The sequence below is a fragment of the Saccharomonospora xinjiangensis XJ-54 genome (assembly GCF_000258175.1).
Lineage (GTDB): Bacteria > Actinomycetota > Actinomycetes > Mycobacteriales > Pseudonocardiaceae > Saccharomonospora > Saccharomonospora xinjiangensis.
Genome location: NZ_JH636049.1, coordinates 807,239 through 827,606, shown reverse-complemented (window position 1 = coordinate 827,606; position 20,368 = coordinate 807,239). Strand labels below are relative to the sequence as shown.

Genomic DNA, 20,368 nt, shown 5'->3' with positions numbered 1-20,368 from the left:
CCTTAGTGGACCTCGAAGTTGGCCATCATCATCATGTCCTCGTGTTCCAGGTTGTGGCAGTGGAACACGTAGCGGCCCCGGTAGCCGTCGAAGCGGAGCAGGATTTCCGCCTGCCCGCCGTTGTCGAGGTCCACGGTGTCCTTCCAGCCCGAGGTGGTCGTTCCGCCGCCGAGAACCTGGAACGGCGCCAGGTGCACATGGACCGGGTGTGGCACGTTCTGCGCCCTGATCCGCCAGAGCTCCACCGACCCCAGTGCGGGGTCGGCGTCGATCCGCCATGGGTCGAATGCCTTGCCGTTGACGGTCCACAGGGTCATGCCGTGGTGTTCTGCGCCGCCACGGGCGAACACGAAGTCGCGCTCGACGCGCACCTGCGACCGCGAAAGGGGCTCGATCTCCACCAGTGTGCGGGGCACACGGCTGTCGTCGCGGACTCTGCGGGTGACGACGAACCGCATGACGTGCCGCGTGCCTCCCTCGCCGAGGGTGTTGACGAGGGTGATCTGCTGCCCCGGCCGGTATGCGGAGAAGTCCACCACCACGTCGAAGCGTTCGGCCTGCGCCATCGGCAGTGCCTCGTGGCCGACCGGCGCCGCGAGCAACCCCTGATCGCCGCCCACCTGCGTGAACGCGGTTCCGCCGGGCGGCGGCGGGTCGAGCGCGAGCCGGTACCGCCGCGCGTTTGAGGCGTTGAGCAGCCGGAAGCGATACCGCACGGCCTCCACCTCCAGCAGCGGCCACGGCACGCCGTTCACCAGGACACAGTCGCCCATGACTCCGCTGGCGAATTCGTCGGTCACCCCCGGTTCACCACGTAGAGAGGGATCACGCGCGGGGTAGTCGAAGGAGCCGTCCTCGGCGAAGGCGCGGTCGGTGATGAGTAGCGGGATGTCCCGCTCGCCGTTGGGAAGACGGAGTCGCTCCTCCTCGTCGTCGCGTACCAGGTGGAACCCGGCGAGCCCTCGGTACACCTGCGGTCCGGTGAAATCCATGCGGTGGTCGTGATACCAGAGCGTGGCGGCCGGCTGATCGAGTGGATACACGTAGTCGCGTCGCGCGCCGGGCTGGACGAGGTCGGTCGGGTAGCCGTCGTGTTCGGGAGGCGTCCTGCCACCGTGCAGGTGCACCACGGTCGGCACGGGCAGGTTGTTGCGGTGCCGCACCACTGTGCGCCGACCCCGCCGCGACACGATCGTCGGGCCGGGGAACCGCCCCTCGTAGCCCCACACCCTGGTTCGCAGGCCGGGCAGGATCTCCACTTCGGACTCGCGTTGGACGATGTCGTAGTAGTCGGTGGTGGAGTCGGACGACGACGGCCGCGCCACGCCGGGGACGGTCAGCGGCAGCGTGAACGGCTCCGGAAGCCGGGCCCGGGAGCGCAGAACGGCACCAGCACTCGATTCCGTCGTGGTGTTGGGACCGCCGGAGCGCGACAGCCCGGAACACGCCGAGGTCAGCGGCAGCGCCGCCAGCCCACCCGCCGCGAGTCGCATCGCCGTTCGCCGGGACACGTTCGTGCTCATCGGCCCTCCCGCCTGCGCCGCAGCTTGTTGTCGAGCACGACGGCGAGCACACCGCCCGCCACGGCGGTCAACTGGGGGCCGAAGCCGATGACGAAGGCCCACGGTGTCTCCACCACGCCGTCGGCGGCCACGAGCCTGCCGACGAGTTCGCTGAAGAGGGCGAAACCGACTGCCAGCCCGGCGAAAACACCGAGCACGGCGACTCCGAGAGTGCGCATGACGGCACGCTAGGCGCCGGCGCCGCAGCGGGGCGTCCGTCCTCACGCGGTTCTCGACGCGCCGAGGTGTCGTCGGGAAGCGACATCGGGGCGGTCGCGGACTCGACTGTGGACGACCGCAACCTGCCCCTCAGGCGGCTACTCTCGACGGCGTGCGCATCGGTGGCAGGGTGAACGGCCGCGTCCTCGACGCGGTGCTGGCCGTGGCCGTCACCTCGGTGGTCGCGGTCGCCATCGCGGCGGATCTGGGTGGGACGCGCGGGCCTGAACCCGTGGCGTTCCTCTTCGCTTTCGGCCTCGGCGCCCTGATGTTCGTGCGGCGCTCCTACCCGGTGCTGACCCTCGCGGCCACCGTGGCGGGCATCATCGGCTACTACCTCGCGGACTACCCGCCGATCGGGCTGGCGATCCCGGTCGCGGCGGCGCTCTACTCGACAGCAGAGGCGGGCAGGGCGAGGGTGGCCCTCGCCGTGGCGTCCGGGCTGCTGGCGGTGACGACCGCATTCCGGCTCGCGGAGGGTGACGACCCGGCGTACCTGCTCGGATACGAGTTCGCCTCCACCGTCGGCTTGATGGCCGCGGCGATCGCGCTCGGCGACGGCGTGCGCTCGCGGGCTCTGCTCGCGGCGGAGCAGGAACGGCGCGCGCGACGCAGGATGGAGGAGGAGCGGATGCGCATCGCACGCGAGGTGCACGACGTGCTCGGCCACACCGTCACGGTGATCTCGATCCAGGCGAACGTCGCCACCGAAGCCGTGGACGACGACCCCGAGGCGGTGCGGGCGGCACTGGGGGTGATCCGCACGGCGGCCGACGGAGCCGTGCGGGAGCTGCGGGCGACCGTGGGGCTGCTGGCCTCGCCCGATGACCCGTCGCGCGCCCCGGTGGGGAGCGTGCGCCACCTCGACACTCTGGTACGGGCGACCTCGGAGAGCGGGTTGCCGGTCAACACCACGGTCGAGGGTGTACCGAGGCCGCTGCCGTCGGCGGTGGACTCGACGGCGTATCGGATCGTGCAGGAGGCCCTGGCCAACAGCCTGCGCCACGCGAAAGCCACTCGCGCCGATGTCGCGCTCACCTATGCCGACGACCGCCTGCTGATCAGCGTCGCCGACGACGGCCGTGGTCGGCAGAGCGCGCTGGACGACGCCGAGGACAGCGGTCCATGGACGGGCAACGGCCTTCGCGGTATGCGGGAACGTGCCGAACTGCTCGGTGGGGTGCTGACCGTCGAATCCTCGCCGGGGCGGGGTTTCCGTATCGAAGCCGAACTACCCCTGGAGTGGCGATGATCCGGGTTGTCGTCGCCGACGACCAGCAGCTCGTGAGGGCCGGGTTGTGCTCGTTGCTCGAACGGGCCGACGACATCACGGTGGTGGGGGAGGCCGCGGACGGGGCAGGCGCGGTCCACGCGGTGCGCTCATTTCGCCCTCATGTGGTGCTGATGGACATCCGGATGCCGGGCACGGACGGCATCGAGGCGACCCGGCAGATCACGGCCGACGCGGCGTTGCGGTCGGTCAAGGTCGTCGTGCTGACCACGTTCGACACCGACGAACACATCTTCGACGCCGTTCGTGCCGGCGCGGCAGGTTTCCTGCTGAAGAACACGGCTCCCGAACAGCTGCGGGAAGCGGTGAGAACCGTGACCGACGGCGAGGCGCTGCTCTCCCCGTCGGTGACGAGGCGGGTGCTCGCGTCGGTGGCCGCCGAGAGCGGCGCGGTGCGGCCACACCTGCTCGACCCGCTCACGGAACGCGAGCGCGAAGTCCTCGCCGAGATCGCCGCGGGGCTGTCCAACGCGGAGATCGCGGCGGCCCTGTACCTCAGCCCTGCCACGGCCCGCACCTACGTCAGCAGGTTGCTCGCCAAACTCGGCGCGCGGGACAGAGCGCAGCTCGTGCACATCGCCTACGAGGCGGGGCTCGCGCGGCCGGGGATGCGTCACCGGTCACGGTGAGTCGCCGCGCCGGCGTCGAGCCGGGAGGTGTAGCGCTCGCGGGCCTGTTCGACCAACTCGGGAGCCACCCACGCGACCGGCCGGATGTCCACGAGCAGCGGCTCGTTGTCGGGCCCGAAGTCCACCCGCGTACCCGACAGCAGCCACGGACGGGCGCCCTCGTCGAGTTCACGGAGATACTGGCACACGCGCCGGGCGAGCCAGTCCTCGAGCGGCAGTGTCCACCAGCCCGGCGCGGCGAGAGGGTTCGCCGAGACACCAGGCATCGTCAGGCCGCTCTCGTGGTCGGTGCTGGAGTGTCCGGCATCGGCCTCCGGGCCGGGCGAGTAGCGCAGGTACGGCGCCTCTCCTGACCTCGTGAGTTCGGCCAGGTGAGCCAGCGTTCGTACGGTCGGCATCTCCGCTGCCATCACCCGGGAGATACCCCCGTCGTGTTCGACCAATCGTCCACCTCTGCGCGGGCGGAACGCCCCGTCTGCGGCACGGAGCGTCGCCCGTCACTCACGCGGTTGTTTCGGGTGCGGGGAAGGATTGCCGATCTCGGTCGCTGCGCATTCTGTAGTCGCACGGGCGCGGAGCGTGCATGGGTACGCGCACCGTTGCTGTGATCGAAAATCCAGTAATCCGAGGAGAACTCTCACTATGGCAATCCGCAAAGCCGCTGTCGTCACGGCGATCGCGATCGGCGCCGCGCTGGCCGTTTCGGGCACCACCAACGCTTCCCCCGACGAGAACTGCGCGACGACCTCAGTGCAGTCGATGTCCGACACCGAGTGCACCGAGTACGAGTTCGCCAGCAGCGACGAGGAGTGGGACAAGGACAAGCACCACGACAAGGACTGGGAGCACCACGACAAGGACTGGGACAAGGACAAGCACCACCACAAGGACTGGGGCCACCACGACAAGGACAGGCACCACCACAAGAAGCAGATCCACAAGAAGCCGCACGGTGGTGTCGAGACCGGTGACGGCTCCCTCGCGGCGCTGCTCTGACCCGGTTCACGATGCGTGATGTGACGTCTCGCCGTTCCCGCCATTCGGTTCGCCGGCTGGCGGGAACGGCCGCGTTGGCGTTCCTCCTGCTGCTCACCGGATGCGGCGGCCCCGAGCAGGTCTCAGGGCACGCCGAGGCGGCGATGGAGCAGGTGCAGGCCGACGCGCCACAGGAATCTCAGCCCCGGCCTCCTGCGCTGTCGCCGTCTCCGCCGTCGCGGTTGCGCATCCCCTCCGTCGGCGTGGACACGGACACCTTCGTGGAACTCGGTCTCAAGCCGGACAACACCATGGAGGTTCCCGAGGGAGCGGAGGCGGTCGGCTGGTACGTCGAATCGCCGACCCCCGGCGAACCCGGACCTTCGGTCCTCGCCGCGCATGTGGACTGGAAGAACCAGAAAGGTGTCTTCTTCGACCTGCGTAACCTCCGGCGCGGTGACGACGTGATCGTGGACCGCGCCGACGGCACGTCGCTGCGGTTCCGGATCGACGAGGTCGAGCAGTACCCGAAGGACGGGTTCCCCACCGAGAAGGTGTACGGAGACACCACCGGCGCGGAGTTGCGGCTCATCACCTGCGGTGGCACGTTCGACCGCTCCGAGGCGAGTTACCGCGACAACGTCGTGGCCTACGCGACGATGGTGCCGGGCGGCTAGGCGTATCGCGGCCCGTGCCGCAGCGCGGGGTCCTGCCCCTTCGTGGCAGGCGAGAAGGTGATCGGTGTCGTGGTGGACGAGTTCCGGCTCGGCCACCCGGCACCGATTTCGTGTTTCTCCGGCCATGAGCACTGCCGGTGCGGCAGGGCCGGCAGTGCTCATGGCCGGTGGCGTGGTGCTTGGCGTTCGGTGAGAAGGGGGCCACGTCGCGTTCACGCGCCCGTCAACGTCTCCGCCTACGGTGAGATCGCCCTGCGACGCCCGTCGCCCGTTCGGCGCCGCGACGGCGGTGTGGTCGCCGTCCGCGTTGCCACAGGGACGCGACAGTCCTCGCTCCGTGCTTTTCGGCCGCGTCGCCGGAGCGCGGAACACTACCCGCCAAGGAGATTCCCATGCGTGTCAGAGCGGTTCTCGCCTCGGTCGTCGCCACGGCGGCACTGGTCACGGCTCCTGCGGCCGCGTCAGCCCTTCCAGCTCCGCAGAACCTCACCACCGCGACGCCGGAATCCCGGCCGTGCGCTGAAGCGCCCCTCCGCGCCGTGGCCACGACCGCCGTGTTCAACAACCCGGTGGCAGGGCAGCCGACGGGCGTGGTCGAGCAGATCTGTTCACTCGTCAAGCAGGCGGAGCCGGGCTCGACCATCCGGCTGGCCCACTTCGTGATCTCCGGCAACGCCGGTGCGGATTTCGTGGGCGAGTTGGTGAAGGCACACCGCAGGGGAGTCGATGTGCAGGTGGTCCTCGACGGATGGCAGGACGACAACGCCGCCGTCGATGCCCTGCGCGCGCAGATCGGCACAGACAAGGCGCGCGACTCCTGGCTGCACGTTTGCGGCAACCTCTCGCCGGAGGGCAACACGTCGTCGTGTCTCGGCACGAAGGGGCAGCACAACAAGTTCTACCTCTTCTCGCGCACGGGTGGCCGGTCGAGCGTGGTGGTGCAGTCGTCGGCCAACTTCACCGACCTCAACTCCTCGACGTACTGGAACAACGCCACCACGCTCGTCGGCAACCGCCGCCTTCACGACGCCTACGCCTCCTACTTCGCCGACCTCGCGGCGCAGCAGCAGGACGCCGGCTACTACCGCACCGTGACCACCGGGATGCGCGGCGGTTCGGTGACGGCGCATTTCTTCCCGAGGGCGCAGGGTGATCCGATCGAGGAGTTCCTCGACGGCGTCGCGTGCGGTGACGGCACCACCATCCGCGTCGGAATGTCCGAATGGGACAGTTACCGCATCGGGATCGCCGAGCGCCTCGTCGAACTGGCCGAGCAGGGCTGCGAGATCAGGATCGTCAGGGGCCTCATGGACGACGACGTGAGCGCGCTGCTGGCAGGGCACGAGGGCATCGCGATGCGCACACTCGGCACGGCGAAGGAGCTGCCGGGGCGGATCCACTCCAAGTACCTCATCGTCGAGGGCCGCATCGACGGTGACGCCGACGCGCGGCGGGTGCTCACCGGAAGCCCGAACTTCAACCACACGTCGCTGAGGCGCAACGACGAGGCGATGATCTCGACCAACCTCCGGCCGATCTACGACGCCTACGAGGACAACTTCGAGCAGATGTACGCGGCGGCGCGGTGAACGACCGGGTCGCGAGGACCCACCCGAGGGCCGCGACCCCCGGGCCGTCGGCGGCGCGGCGTACGCACCCCGGTGCGGGGGCCGTGCCTGCCCCGGCCCGGGGTTGCGCCAGCGGCACCGCCCGACCTCGCTCCCCGAGCGGTGTTGGTCACCGTTCGTCGCGCGTGGTGGACTGGCCACGTTCCGGTCGGTACGGTCTGGAACTCGACAACCGAAACACCCAACTGGATATCGCGGCTGATCGAGCCCGAGCGGGAGAGTCCCCGTGCTGTCGGCGGGGCACCGAAGGAGTAAACGCCCCACAATCTCTCAGGTCCACCCACCGCTTGCGGCGAGGCCACTCTGGAAAGAAGGCACTGCGGGTGCCTCACCCAAGGTGTAAGCCGTGCGCGCTCGCACGGTGAAACTCTCAGGTGCCCATGACAGAGGGGGAGTTCCAGCACAGGGCGGGTAACCCTGTCCTACGGCGAGAAGGAGCTCCTCATGTCCGTGTCATCCTCGGCGCCCCCGCCACCCGTTCCTGCCGCGCAGGCACCACCGGCCTTCGTCTCCCGGCACGTCGGTCCAGGGCCGTCCGACCAGGCCAAGATGGTGGCCGAGTGCGGCTTCGGCAGCGTTGACGCCCTCGTCGCCGCCGCCGTGCCCAGCGCGATCCGCACCAGCGACGAGCTGCGCCTTCCCGATCCCGCATCCGAGGAGCAGGCCATCGCCGAGCTGCGCGAACTGGCGCGCCGCAACCGGCCGATGACCCAGATGATCGGCCTCGGCTACCACGACACCGTCACACCGGCCGTCATCCGCCGTAACGTGCTGGAGAACCCGGCCTGGTACACGGCCTACACGCCGTACCAGCCGGAGATCTCGCAGGGGCGGCTCGAAGCGCTGCTCAACTTCCAGACGGTGGTCTCCGACCTCACCGGGCTCGCCACGGCCAACGCCTCGCTGCTCGACGAGGGCACAGCCGTCGCCGAGGCCGTGATGCTCATGAAGCGTGCCGCGAAGTCGCGGTCTAGCACGGTGGTCGTCGATGCGGAATGCCTGCCGCAGACCGTCGCGGTGGTCCGCACCCGCGCGCAGGCCGTGGGCGTCGAGGTCGAGGTCCGCGACCTGTCACTGGGGCTTCCCGAGGAGTTCTTCGGTGTCGTGGTGCAGTACCCAGGGGTTTCCGGGGTGCTGCGCGATCCCGGCTTCTACGAGGGGATCGCGGAGGCAGCGCACCGCGCCAAGGCGCTGTACTGCGTCGCGGCCGACCTGCTCGCGCTGACGCTGGTGACCGCGCCCGGCGAGTTCGGGGCCGACCTCGCGGCTGGCACGACGCAACGCTTCGGCGTCCCGCTCGGCTACGGCGGCCCGCACGCCGGATACCTCGCCGTGCGGTCGGGGCTGGAGCGCTCGCTGCCGGGCAGGCTCGTCGGGGTCTCCATCGACGCGGCCGGTGCGCCTGCCTACCGGCTCGCGTTGCAGACACGCGAGCAGCACATCCGGCGTGAGAAGGCCACGAGCAACATCTGCACCGCCCAGGTGCTGCTGGCCGTGATGGCGTCGATGTACGCCGTCTACCACGGCCCCGACGGTCTGCGCCGCATCGCCGAGCGGGTGCACGGGCACGCGGTCGCGCTGGCCGACGCGCTGAGGGCCGGTGGCGTGGAGATCGTCCACGACCACTTCTTCGACACCGTGCTCGCCCGCGTGCCAGGCCGTGCGGAGGCCGTGCTCGCCTCCGCACGGGAGGCGGGCGTCAACCTCGGCCGCGTCGATGCCGACCACGTGAGGGTGGCCTGCGACGAGGTGACCACGCCGGAGGTGCTGGCCGTGGTCCTCGGCGCGTTCGGCGTCGAGGACTCCCCTGCCCCTGCCGCGCGTTCGGCGCTGCCCTCCGGACTGGAGCGCACCGGCGAGTACCTCACGCACGAGGTGTTCCACACGCACCGGTCGGAGACCGCGATGCTGCGCTACCTGCGCAGGCTCGCCGACTCCGACTACGCGCTCGACCGGGGCATGATCCCGCTCGGCTCGTGCACGATGAAACTCAACGCGACCACCGAGATGGAGCCGGTGACCTGGCCGGAGTTCGCGAACATCCATCCGTTCGCGCCTTCGGAGGACGCCGAGGGATACCACGAACTCGTGGCGCAACTCTCCGCGTGGCTCGCCGAGGTCACCGGCTACGACAGCGTGTCGCTGCAACCCAACGCGGGCAGCCAGGGTGAACTCGCCGGTCTGCTGGCCATCAGGGCCTACCACCGCGCGAACGGGCAGCCCGAACGCGACGTGTGCCTCATTCCGTCGTCGGCGCACGGCACCAACGCCGCGTCCGCCGTACTCGCCGGGATGCGGGTGGTCGTCGTCGCGTGCACGGCCGACGGCGACGTGGACCTCGACGATCTGCGGGCCAAGGCCGACGCCCACCGCGACACCCTCGCCGCGATCATGGTCACCTACCCCTCGACACACGGCGTGTACGAGGCGGGCATCGGTGAGCTGGCGGAGATCGTGCACGAGGCGGGCGGGCAGGTCTACGTCGATGGCGCCAACCTCAACGCCCTGCTCGGCCTCGCCAAGCCGGGCGAGTTCGGCGGCGACGTCTCCCACCTCAACCTCCACAAGACCTTCTGCATCCCGCATGGCGGTGGAGGACCGGGTGTCGGGCCCGTCGCGGTGCGCGCGCATCTCGCGCCGTACCTGCCGAACCACCCGCTGAGCGTCGAGGCCGGTCCCGAAACCGGTATCGGCCCGATCTCGGCCGCGCCGTTCGGCTCGGCGTCGATCCTGCCGATCTCCTGGGCCTACGTGCGCATGATGGGCGCGGAGGGGCTCACCGAGGCCACCAAGATCGCCGTGTTGAACGCCAACTACGTGGCGGCACGCCTCGCGCCGCACTACCCGGTGCTCTACACCGGTCAGAACGGGCTGGTCGCCCACGAGTGCATCCTCGACCTTCGCGGCATCACCAAGCAGACCGGAGTCACGGTCGATGACGTCGCCAAGCGGCTCATCGACTACGGCTTCCACGCGCCGACCATGTCGTTCCCCGTTCCCGGCACCCTCATGGTGGAGCCCACCGAGAGCGAGGACCTCGCCGAACTCGACCGCTTCTGCGAGGCGATGATCGCCATCCGGCACGAGATCGACGAGGTGGCTAACGGCACGTGGCCCGTCGAGGCAAGCCCGCTGCGAGGAGCTCCCCACACGGCCGAGCAGCTCGCGGGAGACTGGACGCTGCCCTACGACCGGCGCACCGCCGTCTACCCCGGCCACACCTCGCCGAAAGGCAAGTACTGGTCCCCCGTCCGGCGCATCGAAGGCGCCTACGGCGACCGCAACCTCGTGTGCTCCTGCCCGCCCGTCTCCTCCTACGAAAGCGCAGGTTCGCCGTCGTGACCGACTCCACCGTGAAGACGACACCGCTGCACGAGGTCCATGCCGAACTCGGCGCGTCGTTCACCGAGTTCGCGGGCTGGTCCATGCCCGTCCGGTACTCGAGCGAGCTGGCAGAGCACCGCGCCGTGCGCGAGGCGGCAGGGCAGTTCGACCTCTCCCACATGGGCGAGATCGAGGTGACCGGGGCCGGCGCCGCCCGCGCGCTCGACTACGCGCTGATCGGCAACCTGTCGGGTGTGAAGGTCGGGCGGGCCCGCTACACCATGCTGTGCGACACCGACGGCGGCGTGCTGGACGACCTCGTCGTCTACCGCCTCGCCGAGGAGCGCTTCCTCGTTGTCGCCAACGCGGGCAACGCGGCGCTGGTGAGCAAGGAGTTGCGCGAGCGGAGCGAGCAGTTCGACGCCACGGTCACCGACGTCGGCGACCGCACCGCGCTCATCGCGGTGCAAGGCCCCGCGTCGGCGGCGATCGTGGCCGAGGCGAGCGGTGCTGAACTCGACGGGCTGCGCTACTACGCGAGCATGCAGGCCACCATCGCCGGTCACGAGGTGCTGCTCGCCCGCACCGGCTACACCGGAGAGGACGGCTTCGAGCTGTTCGTCGGTACCGGGGACAGCGCGGTCAGCGCCGACGGCGCCGACGGCACCGCACCTGCCGTCGCCGTGTGGCGGAGGCTCGCCGAGGCCGGTGCCTCCCACGGACTGGTGCCCTCGGGGCTCGCCTGCCGGGACACGCTGCGGCTGGAGGCCGGAATGCCGCTGTACGGCAACGAGCTGACCGCCGCGCGCACCCCCTTCCACGCCAACCTCGGCAAGGTCGTGAAGTTCGACAAGCCAGGAGACTTCATCGGCCGTGCCGCACTGGAGCGGGCGGGTGAACCCGACGTCGTGCTCGTCGGCCTCCGAGGCGAGGGCCGTCGTGCCCCACGCCACGGCTACCGTGTGCTCCACGGCGACCGCGAGGTCGGCGAGATCACCAGCGGCGCGCTGTCGCCCACCCTTGGTCATCCGATCGCGATGGCGTACGTCACCGCCGACGTCGCCGAACCCGGAACGGCCCTTTCGGTCGATATCCGGGGCCGCACGGCCGATGTCGAGGTCGTGTCCCTGCCCTTCTACCGCCGCCCCTCCACGTCGAAAGGCTGAAATCCGTGTCTTCTCCGAACATCCCGCAGGACCTCCGCTACAGCAACGAGCACGAATGGGTGCGCACGGGAAGTGACGGGGTCGTGACCGTCGGCGTCACCGCGTTCGCGGCCGAATCACTGGGAGACGTGGTCTTCGTTCAGCTTCCCGACGCGGGTAGTACCGTCACAGCGGGTGAGGTATGCGGCGAGATCGAATCGACCAAGTCCGTCAGCGAGCTGTATTCGCCGGTGACCGGGGAGGTCGTCGAGGTCAACGAGTCCGTCGTGGACTCGCCAGAGACCGTCAACTCCGATCCCTACGACGCGGGCTGGTTGTTCACGGTCCGCACGGAGTCGGTGCCGGAGCTGCTCGACGCCGACGCGTATGCCGCGCTGATTCAGGAGGGCTGACATGAATTCGTTCGACGCCGACCTTTCCACGGTCGATCCGGAGGTCGCCGAGGCGGTGGCCGCCGAGCTGCACCGGCAGCAGTCAACGCTGGAGATGATCGCGTCGGAGAACTTCGCACCCGTCGGCGTGCTCGAGGCGCAGGGATCGGTGCTGACCAACAAGTACGCCGAGGGTTATCCCGGCAGGCGGTACTACGGCGGCTGCGAGCACGTCGATGTCATCGAGACCCTCGCCATCGAGCGGGCGAAGGAGTTGTTCGGCGCCGAGCACGCCAACGTGCAGCCGCACTCCGGCGCGCAGGCCAACGCCGCCGCCATGGTGGCACTGCTGGAGCCGGGCGACACCATCCTCGGCCTCGACCTCGCGCACGGCGGGCACCTGACGCACGGCATGAGGCTCAACTTCTCCGGCAAGCTCTACAACGTCGTCGCCTACCACGTCGATAGGGAGACGGGCAGGCTGGACATGGCGGAGGTCGAGCGGCTCGCCGCCGAGCACAAGCCGAAGCTGATCATCGCGGGCTGGTCGGCGTACCCGCGTCAGCTCGACTTCGCGGAGTTCCGGCGGATCGCCGACTCGGTGGGCGCCAAGCTGATGGTGGACATGGCGCACTTCGCGGGTCTCGTGGCGGCCGGCCTGCACCCGAACCCGGTGCCCCACGCCGACGTCGTGACCACCACGACGCACAAGACGCTCGGCGGCCCGCGCGGCGGCATCGTCCTTTCGCGGCAGGAATACGCCAAGAAGATCAACTCGGCGGTGTTCCCCGGCCAGCAGGGCGGCCCGCTGGAACACGTGATCGCGGGCAAGGCGGTGGCCCTGAAGATCGCCGCCACCGACGAGTTCCGGGAGCGCCAGCAGCGGGTGCTCGACGGCGCGAAGCTCCTCGCGGAGCGACTGTCGGGTGAGGACTGCGTCGCGGCGGGGGTCCGGGTGCTGACCGGAGGCACCGACGTGCATCTCGTGCTCGTCGATCTCGTGAACTCCGATCTGGATGGCAAACAGGCCGAGGACCGCCTGCACAGCATCGGCATCACGGTCAACCGCAATGCCGTGCCGTTCGACCCGCGCCCGCCGATGGTGACCTCGGGACTGCGCATCGGCACACCGGCGCTGGCCACCCGAGGGTTCGGCGCCGACGACTTCGCCGAGGTCGCCGACATCATCGCCAAGGCCCTGCTGCCCGAGTTCGACGACACCACCCGCGACGACCTGCGCTCCCGCGTCGCGACCCTGGCGGGCAAGCACCCGCTGTACGCAGGCCGGTCCTGACCACACCGCCGTGTCCGCAGCCTGTGCACGCGTGCTGGCAGTTCTCGTACGCGTGCGTGCGGTGTGGGGACACCACGGCGGGCCCTGCCCTACGGGGCGTGGGGACACCGCGTCGTCACGAGGTGATGAGGGCTACGGCGAGTCCGTCGTAGCCCTTCACTCCCACGGTCTGGAGGGCGGTCGCGTCGAGGCGGGGTTCGTCCCGTAGCAGCTCGATCGCCTCGCGGGTGCCGAGGATCGCGGGATCTGCACTGCCCGCGTCGGTGACCGTCCCCCTGCGCACCACGTTGTCCACGACGATCACTCCGCCCGGCCTTCCGAGTCGCAGCGCCCAGCGGAGGTAGTGGGCGTTGCTGGCCTTGTCGGCGTCGATGAATGTGAGGTCGAACGGGGTGCTCGCGTCGAGTCCGGGGAGGACGTCGAGCGCCTTCCCGACGCGGATGTTCACCCTGTCGGCCAGCCCGGCCCGCTCGATGTTGCCGCGAGCGACCTCGGCGTGGGCGGGGTCTGCCTCGATCGTCACGAGCCTCCCGTCGGAGGGGAGGGCCCGCCCGAGCCAGATGGTCGAGTAGCCGCCGAGTGTGCCGATCTCCAGAATGCGACGCGCGCCGACCATACGGGCGAGGAGATTCAGCAGCTTGCCCTGGTTGGCGGCCACGGCGATGTCGGGTAGTCCGGCTTCGGCGCATGCTCGCACGGTGGCGTCGAGGACGTCGTCGTGCGGGGCCAGCTTCTCGTCGAGGTAGTGATCGACGGCGGTCCACAGGTGCTGTTCCATGGCGAAAGGCTAAGCCGGAGCGCGAAAGCTGCGGACCCACGTACGGGAGATGCCAACGCGCGTGCGGGAAGTGCGGACACGCGTGCGGGGAGTGCGGACACGAGACGCCGTGGTTCGTGTCCGCAGTCTGTGTACGGGTGTTTGCATCGTGTGGTGCCAACATGCGTGCGGGAGGTGCGGACACGGACGCGGTCAGTCGTCGAAGGCGTCCTCGGGGAGATCGTCCGCCTGCATTACCGCTTCTCTCAACGCTCCTCTGAGTCTGCCCACGTCGAGAGACGTCAGCACCGCGGCTTCGCCGGGCGGTGCGACGAGCACCACCCTGCCCGCGTTCACGAACACCGTCAGTTCCCGGCGCCGCCCGGCCAGGTCGCGGCAGGGGACAGCCCACTCGTCTCGCGAACTCACCCAGCCCCCCTTCATCCCACCAGGAGAGACTGTAGTAGCAAACATCACCTCAGGTGATCGATTCGGTCGATTCGGTCCGAAGACGACGTCACTCGCGTGAGCGAGGCGAAGGCCGCGAGCGCCGCGATCGCCGCAGCGGCCATCGCGACGGCCATCGCCAGCGCCGATCCGCCGAGCAACCCGACGAGGGGGGATGTTCCGCCGCCGACGAGGAACTGCACGAGACCCAGCAGCGCCGACGCCGATCCCGCGGAGCGGGGATGGTCGGCCAGCGCGAGCGTGGTGGCGTTCGGGCTCACCATGCCCACGGACGACACGGTGACGAACAGCGGTGCGAGCAGCAGCGCAAGCGGTGCCTGCCAAGCTGCGGCGGCCACGATGCCGAGCCCGCCGATCACGGCGATCACCAGCCCGGTCCGCAGCAGTGTCCTCGGCGCGAAACGGCCGAGGAGCCTGCCGTTGATCTGTCCGACGAGTACGAGGCCGAGCCCGTTCGCGCCGAACACGAAGCCGTACTCGGAAGGGGAGAGGCCGTAGTCGTGTTGCAGCACGAAGCTCGACCCTGAGATGTAGGCGAACATCGCCGCGAAGGCCAGTCCGATGGTGAGCGCGAACCCGATGAACACGCGGTCGCGTAGCAGTGCGGCGTAGGTCCGCGCGATGCGGCCGGGGCGGGCCGAACGCCGGTTCTGCCGGGAGAGGGTTTCCGGCAGCGCGAGCGCGGCCACCACGAGCAGCAGCACACCGAATCCGGTGAGTGCGATGAAGATTCCCCGCCACGACGTCAACCGCAGCAGCTGACCGCCGATGACCGGCGCGAGCACGGGGGCGGCTCCGGTGACGAGCATCAAGGTGGAGAAGAACCGCGCCATCGCCACGCCCGAATACAGATCACGGACCGCGGCCCTGGCGATCACCATGCCGGTGGCCGCTCCGAGCGCCTGCACGGCCCTGGCCGCGATGAGCGCGGGAACGGAGGGGCTGAATGCCGCCAGCGCGGACGCCGCGGCGAACACCGCCACACCCACGAGCAGAGGTCTGCGCCTGCCGAAGGCGTCGGACAGCGGCCCCGCGACGAGCTGGCCGATGCCGAGCCCGACCAGGAACACGGCAAGGGTGAATTGCAGCTGGGTGTCGGTGGAGCGCAGTTCCTGCGCCATCACGGGCAGCGCGGGGAGGTACATGTCGATAGACAGCGGCCCGAAGGCGGTGAGCCCTCCGAGGAGCAGTGCGTAACGCGCCGTGCGGTGTGGCCGGGAGGTCGCCGCCCTTTCCGTCACCGGTTCGGTCGTCGAAGCTGCCGTTGTCGTCTCACTCGCCGCCGTGCTCGCGGTCATCCGACCTCCTTGCGTCGTGTCGTGGCCGGGTGCGCCTCACCACAGCAGCGCGCCCTGCCATGCGAGTGCCGTCTGCCTTGCCGGGGCCTGGCGCTGTCCTGACCGGTGTGGACCGGAAATCCCGCCCGTCGTGATGAGGTCGGCCGCCCGTGGGTGAGGTTCGTTCCACATCACCCTTGCCGAGGGGACGGGTGTCACCTGGGCGGGGAAGGCCGCTCGGAAGCGGTGACCTCGGCCTGTGGCGGCTCAACGCCGTCCACTCGGGGCATCGTCGCCACGGTGGTGTCGAAGCCACCGGGAGCCACCGGGAGCCACCGAGAGCCACCGCGCGGCACCGGCAGTCTACGTGGCCCCCCGCGGCGGAAAAACCTCAGGTCGCGTCGCCGGGGCAGGTACACCGGCCGATGCGGTCGCGCGAGACCACGATCGCACGACACAGCAACGGTCCCGTGAACACAGGTGGTCCGGTTGTTCACCGGTGTGTTCACGGGACCGTTGCCGGGGTTCTTCTCAGCGGTTGAAGATGCGCGACAGCAGCCCTCCATTGCTGGGCTCGTTCTCGTGGCCCTGGCAGCGCTGGCTCTTCGGTACGTCGCGCAGAACCTGGTCCACGTGCTGGCCGCATCCGGCCCAGGTGGTCTTCCCGCACTTGCGGCATGTCACTGGACGGCACATGAGAGTTGTCCTTCCTGGATTGGGTGATTCATCACGACAGGGCGAGGAAGAGCTTCTCCAGCTCGTCGGTCGTCAGACCGTCCTCGACCTTGGCTGTTTCCTCGGGGTCGGTGATGCAGTACTTCATGGCGTTCGAGACGATCGTGAAACCGGCTCTGTCGAGTGCCGTGGACACGGCGGCGAGCTGGGTCACGACATCCCGGCAGGAACCTCCGTTCTCCACGGCGGCGATCACGCCGTCGAGCTGACCTCGGGCGCGCTTGAGCCGGTTGAGGATGCGACGCTGGGTTTCGGGGTCGGCGTTTCTCATCGGGCGATCACTCGCTTTCGTTCGTTGTGGCTCGAAGGAGCCGGGGTGCGATCACGTCCTCTGTGGTCCGGCTCGATCGCACCGGCGGCGGGTCAGGTATCGGCTGCCGCGATCGAGGACCGAACGCGCGCCATGTCCAGATCCTTCACCGAGCTGATGACACGTTCCAGCGCGGCTGAGGACAGCGCGCCGGGTTGGGAGTAGACGAGCACGCCTTCCCTGAAGGCCATCAGAGTGGGGATGGACGAGATCTTCGCGGCCCTCGCCAGCGCGGGCTGTGTCTCCGTGTTCACCTTGCCGAAGGCGATGTCGGGGTGAGCGGTCGCTGCGGCCTCGAAGATCGGGGCGAACCTGCGGCACGGTGCGCACCAGGCCGCCCAGAAGTCAACGAGGACGATGTCGTTCTCGGCCACGGTCTGGGTGAAGTTGTCCTGTGTCAGCTCGAATGCGGTCATCTCGCTCCTTTCGGTGGGCGCTATCGCGCTTGTGGCTGCGGCACCAGTGGGCACCGGTCGGTGGTCAGGCGGCAGATGATCGCCAGCCCTGCCAGCGCCGCCGCGACGATCCCGACGACGAGCCCGGCGGGCGGTGGCAGTTCCTGGGTGAGCACGAAGACACCCATGACCAGCACGAAGATGCCGAAGCCCTTGCGCAGCGCCGCCTCAGGAACCCGGGAGGTCAGCATGGCGCCGAGTATCGAGCCGACGATCGCGGCGGCGGTCACTCCGAGGACCAGAGGCCAGTTGAGCGCCACCGTGGTGAGGTATCCGGCGAGTCCCGCGAAGGATTTCATCGCGATCACCACCAGGGAGGTTCCGACGGCGATGGCCATGGGAAGTCCGCCGAGCAGCGCGAGTGCGGGGACGACGAGGAATCCACCGCCCGCTCCGACGAGCCCGGTGACGAGGCCGACGACGAGTCCGTCGAGGATGATGCGCTTGAGCGGAAGGTCGCCGTGCCCGGAGTTTTCGCCGGTCGCCTTCTTCTTGCCCCGGATCATCGCGGTCGCGGTGGCGACCATCATCAACGCGAACGCGATCATCAGGACGGTGTCGGGGATGTAGCCACCCGCGAGTCCACCGACGAAGGCGCCTGCCATGCCCGCGGCACCGAAGACGAGCCCGGTGCGCCAGCGGACGTTGCCCTTCCTCGCGTGCGTGATCGCGCTGATCAGCGACGTCGTGCCGACGACGAAGAGGGACGCGGCGATGGCCTCCTTCGCGGGCATGCCTGCCACGTAGGTCAGCAGCGGGACCGTGAGGATGGAGCCCCCGCCGCCGAGCAGCCCGAGCGACAACCCCACGGCCACGGCGAGAACCAGAACGATGATCACAGAGATTCCCATGTCTCCTGCCTTCCGTGAGGCCGTGAGCCCGGTGTGCTCACCGGGCGGTGGTGGAGCCGAAGCCGGCCGGAGCGGATGCCCGACCGGCTGAACAGGCCGTGGCCAGCCCAACCGGTGCGCACCCGGTGCTTCCCGGCGGCTTCGGCGACACCCGTGAGGTGTGACACGACGGTTTCCTCAGAACTGCTGGGGCGCCGTCGGGATGCTGTTGAAGGCATCCTCGACCGTGGGGTCGGCTGCCGTGCGGTTCCACGGCATCTTCGCGAGCAGTGCTGCCATGCCGCAGGAGTTGGTCAGAGCCGAGAATGTCAGCCCCGCGCCGATCGCGGCGGAGAGGTAGCCCAGCTTCGGGGTGATCAGCTTGGCGCCGGCGAGCCCGAGCAACACGAGCGAACCCGCTGCCATGCGAACCTGACGCTCCATGTCCCAGCGCTGGGCTCCGTGGATCACGTCACCGCCTGCGGCCTCGTACGCGGCGATCCCACCGGTGAGCACACTCGCGTGGGAGATACCCACCGCGGCGAGCCGCTGGTGCGCCTGCGTGGCCCTGACTCCGGACTGGCAGATCAGCACCGCCTGGCCACTGATGCGCTCGGCGAGGTCGTGCGGGTTCTTCGACAACAGCGGCAGGGGCAGGTTGTAGGAACCGCGGATGTGCACGGACTCGAATTCCGCAGGCGTGCGCACGTCGATGATCGTGAGCTTGTCGCCTTCGGCGAGCCGCTTCTTCAACTCGGCAGGGTCGATGGGCGAGACACCGTTGGTGGTCGCTCGATCCATGAGGTCGGTCTCCGTTTCGGGGAAAATGGTGGTGGTCGCGCGGTGGTCGCCGGAAAGCCGGCGACCACCGCGAGGGGGTGTGTGTTCGCTGGTGCCGGGGGCGTTACGCTCCGGCGGACACCGGCTCGTCGCGGTCCTGCCGTGCCGCGTTCCAGGCCGTCCATCCCGCGTAGCTGCCGTCGAGTTCGACGACGTCGTAGCCCTCCCTGCGCAGGGCGCTCGCGGCGACGGAGTTACGCACACCGCTCTGGCAGTACGTGACGATGGTGCCTTCGGCGGGCAGCGTGTCGAGGTTCCAGAGCACCCGGCCGGCGCTCAGTTGCTCGGAACCCGGGATGTGTCCGGCCGCGTGCTCAGTCTTGTTGCGGACGTCGAGCACCAGTGCGGCGTCGAAGCCCTCCAGTTCGGCGGGCGAGATGACCGAAGGCTTGACGATCGGCAGGTCGTCGAGGCTCGTGGTGTAGCCCGCGACGGTGTCGATGCCGACGCGCAAGAGGTGATCACGCACGGCGTGCGCCATCTCCTGATCACGTGCCAGCAGCACGAGCGGGCGGCTCTCCCGCTCGGGGTCGTAGGCCCAGCCGCCGTAGGTGGCGGCCTTGCCAGGGCCCGGAATGTTGAGCGCACCCGCGACGGTGCCCTCGTGCACGTCGGCGTGGGACCGGGTGTCGGCGAAGATCATTTCACCCGCGTCGAGTGATCGGGCGATCTCCGCGTTGGCCAGTTCGGCGAGTTCCGGAAGCGGTCCGAGGACGGCGGGGCCTTCCCTGTTCTGCCGCTTCATACGGCCGAAGTACGCATGGGCGTCGGGCTGCCCGCTGAGCAGCTCGTCGATGAAGCCCTGCTCGTCGTTGTCCCGCAGGTACGGGCCCCACCAGGCGTTGAGCCGCTCGTACCCGACCGTGGTCGAGGGCAGCGCGCCCAGCGCCTTGCCGCAGGCGCTGCCCGCGCCGTGTGCGGGGTAGACCTGCACGTGATCGGGCAGGGTCAGGAAGCGGTCGCGGAGGCTCGCGAAGAGCTGGCGAGCGCCCTCGAATCGGGTGTCAACCCCACCGGCCGCCTCGTCGAGGAGGTCGGGGCGTCCGAGGTCGCCCGCGAACACGAAGTCTCCGGAGAGCAGGTAGCCCGGATCGTCGCTGAAGGCACCGTCGGTGATCAGGAACGAGAGGTGTTCGGGCGTGTGGCCCGGGGTGTGGCTGGCTCGCACCGTGATGTTGCCGATGGTGATGGCGTCACCGTCGTAAAGGCGGGTGGCGTCGAAGCCGTACTGCCAGTCCTCGCCGCCCTCACCCGAGACGTACACCTCGGCTCCGGTCGCCGCTCCCAGCTCTCGCGTCCCGGAGAGGTAGTCGGCGTGGATGTGCGTCTCCGTCACTGCCACGATCCGCATCCCGTGCCGCTGTGCCAGGTCAAGGTACTCGCCGATGTCGCGACGAGCGTCGATCACGACCGCCTCGCCCTTGGCCTGGCAGCCGACGAAGTAGCTGGCCTGGGCGAGATCGTCGTCGTAAATGCGTTCAAGCAGCATGGCATCTCCCTCGTGCGGTCTGTGTGCCTTCGTCAGTCTGGCATATACCCGGGGGGGTATGCAAACACGGT

The 20,368-nt window shown here is 69.3% G+C and carries 21 protein-coding genes and 1 riboswitch; of the genes, 9 read left to right on the top strand and 12 right to left on the bottom strand.

All coding sequences use genetic code 11. The annotated features are described in order from the left end of the window. Positions 1-2: 2 nt before the first annotated feature. A complete protein-coding gene (locus SACXIDRAFT_RS03140; protein ID WP_006237021.1) occupies positions 3-1,523 on the bottom strand; it encodes a multicopper oxidase family protein in 1,521 nt (506 codons plus the stop codon). Further along, positions 1,520-1,741, bottom strand: a complete 222-nt coding sequence (locus tag SACXIDRAFT_RS03135) for a DUF5957 family protein (protein WP_006237020.1) — start codon at positions 1,739-1,741, stop codon at positions 1,520-1,522. Before SACXIDRAFT_RS03135 ends, SACXIDRAFT_RS03140 begins: the two co-directional genes overlap by 4 nt. 152 nt (positions 1,742-1,893) lie before the next feature. Here SACXIDRAFT_RS03135 and SACXIDRAFT_RS03130 point away from each other — a divergent pair, with 152 nt between their 5' ends. Both SACXIDRAFT_RS03130 and SACXIDRAFT_RS03125 read left to right on the top strand, forming a co-directional pair. Then, positions 1,894-3,033, top strand: a complete 1,140-nt coding sequence (locus SACXIDRAFT_RS03130) for a sensor histidine kinase (protein WP_006237019.1) — start codon at positions 1,894-1,896, stop codon at positions 3,031-3,033. Beyond that, positions 3,030-3,701: a response regulator transcription factor gene (locus tag SACXIDRAFT_RS03125; RefSeq protein WP_006237018.1), complete on the top strand. Its 672-nt coding sequence runs from the start codon at positions 3,030-3,032 to the stop codon at positions 3,699-3,701. Before SACXIDRAFT_RS03130 ends, SACXIDRAFT_RS03125 begins: the two co-directional genes overlap by 4 nt. Here the strand turns inward: SACXIDRAFT_RS03125 and SACXIDRAFT_RS03120 are convergent. Further along, complete coding sequence (locus SACXIDRAFT_RS03120; protein ID WP_040922432.1) at positions 3,686-4,111, bottom strand: DUF6098 family protein; 426 nt, start codon at positions 4,109-4,111, stop codon at positions 3,686-3,688. The two genes, SACXIDRAFT_RS03125 and SACXIDRAFT_RS03120, sit on opposite strands and share 16 nt — an antisense overlap. Before the next feature lie 232 nt (positions 4,112-4,343). Here SACXIDRAFT_RS03120 and SACXIDRAFT_RS03115 point away from each other — a divergent pair, with 232 nt between their 5' ends. The 7 genes from SACXIDRAFT_RS03115 (at position 4,344) to glyA (ending at position 13,136) form a co-directional block, all read left to right on the top strand. After that, positions 4,344-4,697, top strand: coding sequence for a hypothetical protein (locus SACXIDRAFT_RS03115; RefSeq protein ID WP_006237016.1), 354 nt, complete (start codon positions 4,344-4,346; stop codon positions 4,695-4,697). Between the two features lie 11 nt (positions 4,698-4,708). Beyond that, positions 4,709-5,353, top strand: a complete 645-nt coding sequence (locus tag SACXIDRAFT_RS03110) for a class F sortase (RefSeq protein ID WP_198284297.1) — start codon at positions 4,709-4,711, stop codon at positions 5,351-5,353. A gap of 392 nt (positions 5,354-5,745) precedes the next feature. After that, positions 5,746-6,942, top strand: a complete 1,197-nt coding sequence (locus SACXIDRAFT_RS03105; protein WP_006237014.1) for a phospholipase D-like domain-containing protein — start codon at positions 5,746-5,748, stop codon at positions 6,940-6,942. 332 nt (positions 6,943-7,274) lie between these two features. Further along, positions 7,275-7,378: riboswitch (glycine riboswitch) on the top strand. Positions 7,379-7,425: 47 nt separating this feature from the next. Then, positions 7,426-10,323, top strand: a complete 2,898-nt coding sequence (gcvP, locus tag SACXIDRAFT_RS03100; RefSeq protein ID WP_006237013.1) for an aminomethyl-transferring glycine dehydrogenase — start codon at positions 7,426-7,428, stop codon at positions 10,321-10,323. Further along, positions 10,320-11,471, top strand: a complete 1,152-nt coding sequence (gene gcvT, locus SACXIDRAFT_RS03095) for a glycine cleavage system aminomethyltransferase GcvT (protein WP_006237012.1) — start codon at positions 10,320-10,322, stop codon at positions 11,469-11,471. Before gcvP ends, gcvT begins: the two co-directional genes overlap by 4 nt. A gap of 5 nt (positions 11,472-11,476) precedes the next feature. Beyond that, positions 11,477-11,863, top strand: coding sequence for a glycine cleavage system protein GcvH (gcvH, locus tag SACXIDRAFT_RS03090; protein ID WP_006237011.1), 387 nt, complete (start codon positions 11,477-11,479; stop codon positions 11,861-11,863). 1 nt (position 11,864) lies between these two features. Further along, complete coding sequence (gene glyA, locus SACXIDRAFT_RS03085) at positions 11,865-13,136, top strand: serine hydroxymethyltransferase (protein ID WP_006237010.1); 1,272 nt, start codon at positions 11,865-11,867, stop codon at positions 13,134-13,136. A gap of 115 nt (positions 13,137-13,251) precedes the next feature. Here glyA and SACXIDRAFT_RS03080 read toward each other — a convergent pair whose 3' ends face one another. From SACXIDRAFT_RS03080 to SACXIDRAFT_RS03045, 9 genes are all read right to left on the bottom strand, one after another. Next, entirely contained in the window at positions 13,252-13,914 is a 663-nt protein-coding gene (locus SACXIDRAFT_RS03080) for an O-methyltransferase (RefSeq protein ID WP_006237009.1), read from the bottom strand. A gap of 192 nt (positions 13,915-14,106) precedes the next feature. Next, positions 14,107-14,322, bottom strand: coding sequence for a hypothetical protein (locus SACXIDRAFT_RS03075; protein ID WP_006237008.1), 216 nt, complete (start codon positions 14,320-14,322; stop codon positions 14,107-14,109). Positions 14,323-14,366: 44 nt separating this feature from the next. After that, the gene (locus tag SACXIDRAFT_RS03070; RefSeq protein ID WP_006237007.1) at positions 14,367-15,659 is read right to left on the bottom strand and encodes a multidrug effflux MFS transporter; all 1,293 of its coding nucleotides are present in this window, start codon (positions 15,657-15,659) and stop codon (positions 14,367-14,369) included. Positions 15,660-16,169: 510 nt separating this feature from the next. Further along, positions 16,170-16,334: a DUF8730 family Cys-rich protein gene (locus tag SACXIDRAFT_RS23880; RefSeq protein ID WP_006237006.1), complete on the bottom strand. Its 165-nt coding sequence runs from the start codon at positions 16,332-16,334 to the stop codon at positions 16,170-16,172. A 31-nt stretch (positions 16,335-16,365) separates the two neighbouring features. Continuing rightward, the gene (locus SACXIDRAFT_RS03065) at positions 16,366-16,644 is read right to left on the bottom strand and encodes a metal-sensitive transcriptional regulator (protein ID WP_006237005.1); all 279 of its coding nucleotides are present in this window, start codon (positions 16,642-16,644) and stop codon (positions 16,366-16,368) included. Positions 16,645-16,736: 92 nt separating this feature from the next. Further along, on the bottom strand, positions 16,737-17,099 hold the full coding sequence (trxA, locus tag SACXIDRAFT_RS03060; RefSeq protein ID WP_006237003.1) for a thioredoxin: 363 nt from the start codon (positions 17,097-17,099) through the stop codon (positions 16,737-16,739). Positions 17,100-17,119: 20 nt separating this feature from the next. Then, complete coding sequence (locus SACXIDRAFT_RS03055; protein ID WP_006237002.1) at positions 17,120-17,989, bottom strand: sulfite exporter TauE/SafE family protein; 870 nt, start codon at positions 17,987-17,989, stop codon at positions 17,120-17,122. 177 nt (positions 17,990-18,166) lie between these two features. Then, positions 18,167-18,769 carry a rhodanese-like domain-containing protein gene (locus tag SACXIDRAFT_RS03050; RefSeq protein ID WP_006237001.1) on the bottom strand — a complete coding sequence of 201 codons (603 nt, stop codon included), beginning with the start codon at positions 18,767-18,769 and terminating at the stop codon, positions 18,167-18,169. A 103-nt stretch (positions 18,770-18,872) separates the two neighbouring features. Further along, positions 18,873-20,297, bottom strand: coding sequence for an MBL fold metallo-hydrolase (locus SACXIDRAFT_RS03045; RefSeq protein ID WP_006237000.1), 1,425 nt, complete (start codon positions 20,295-20,297; stop codon positions 18,873-18,875). Positions 20,298-20,368: the final 71 nt, after the last annotated feature.

Excerpts from the sequence above, each read along its gene's own strand:
- SACXIDRAFT_RS03080 (WP_006237009.1), bottom strand. The coding sequence starts at position 13,914 with ATGGAACAGCACCTGTGGACCGCCGTCGATCACTACCTCGACGAGAAG.
- SACXIDRAFT_RS03105 (WP_006237014.1), top strand. The coding sequence starts at position 5,746 with ATGCGTGTCAGAGCGGTTCTCGCCTCGGTCGTCGCCACGGCGGCACTG.
- trxA (WP_006237003.1), bottom strand. The coding sequence starts at position 17,099 with ATGACCGCATTCGAGCTGACACAGGACAACTTCACCCAGACCGTGGCC.
- SACXIDRAFT_RS03055 (WP_006237002.1), bottom strand. The coding sequence starts at position 17,989 with ATGGGAATCTCTGTGATCATCGTTCTGGTTCTCGCCGTGGCCGTGGGG.
- SACXIDRAFT_RS03140 (WP_006237021.1), bottom strand. The coding sequence starts at position 1,523 with ATGAGCACGAACGTGTCCCGGCGAACGGCGATGCGACTCGCGGCGGGT.
- SACXIDRAFT_RS03045 (WP_006237000.1), bottom strand. The coding sequence starts at position 20,297 with ATGCTGCTTGAACGCATTTACGACGACGATCTCGCCCAGGCCAGCTAC.
- SACXIDRAFT_RS03115 (WP_006237016.1), top strand. The coding sequence starts at position 4,344 with ATGGCAATCCGCAAAGCCGCTGTCGTCACGGCGATCGCGATCGGCGCC.
- SACXIDRAFT_RS03125 (WP_006237018.1), top strand. The coding sequence starts at position 3,030 with ATGATCCGGGTTGTCGTCGCCGACGACCAGCAGCTCGTGAGGGCCGGG.
- glyA (WP_006237010.1), top strand. The coding sequence starts at position 11,865 with ATGAATTCGTTCGACGCCGACCTTTCCACGGTCGATCCGGAGGTCGCC.
- SACXIDRAFT_RS03065 (WP_006237005.1), bottom strand. The coding sequence starts at position 16,644 with ATGAGAAACGCCGACCCCGAAACCCAGCGTCGCATCCTCAACCGGCTC.
- gcvP (WP_006237013.1), top strand. The coding sequence starts at position 7,426 with ATGTCCGTGTCATCCTCGGCGCCCCCGCCACCCGTTCCTGCCGCGCAG.
- SACXIDRAFT_RS03135 (WP_006237020.1), bottom strand. The coding sequence starts at position 1,741 with ATGCGCACTCTCGGAGTCGCCGTGCTCGGTGTTTTCGCCGGGCTGGCA.
- SACXIDRAFT_RS03070 (WP_006237007.1), bottom strand. The coding sequence starts at position 15,659 with ATGACCGCGAGCACGGCGGCGAGTGAGACGACAACGGCAGCTTCGACG.
- SACXIDRAFT_RS03050 (WP_006237001.1), bottom strand. The coding sequence starts at position 18,769 with ATGGATCGAGCGACCACCAACGGTGTCTCGCCCATCGACCCTGCCGAG.
- SACXIDRAFT_RS03120 (WP_040922432.1), bottom strand. The coding sequence starts at position 4,111 with ATGGCAGCGGAGATGCCGACCGTACGAACGCTGGCTCACCTGGCCGAA.
- SACXIDRAFT_RS03110 (WP_198284297.1), top strand. The coding sequence starts at position 4,709 with ATGCGTGATGTGACGTCTCGCCGTTCCCGCCATTCGGTTCGCCGGCTG.
- SACXIDRAFT_RS23880 (WP_006237006.1), bottom strand. The coding sequence starts at position 16,334 with ATGTGCCGTCCAGTGACATGCCGCAAGTGCGGGAAGACCACCTGGGCC.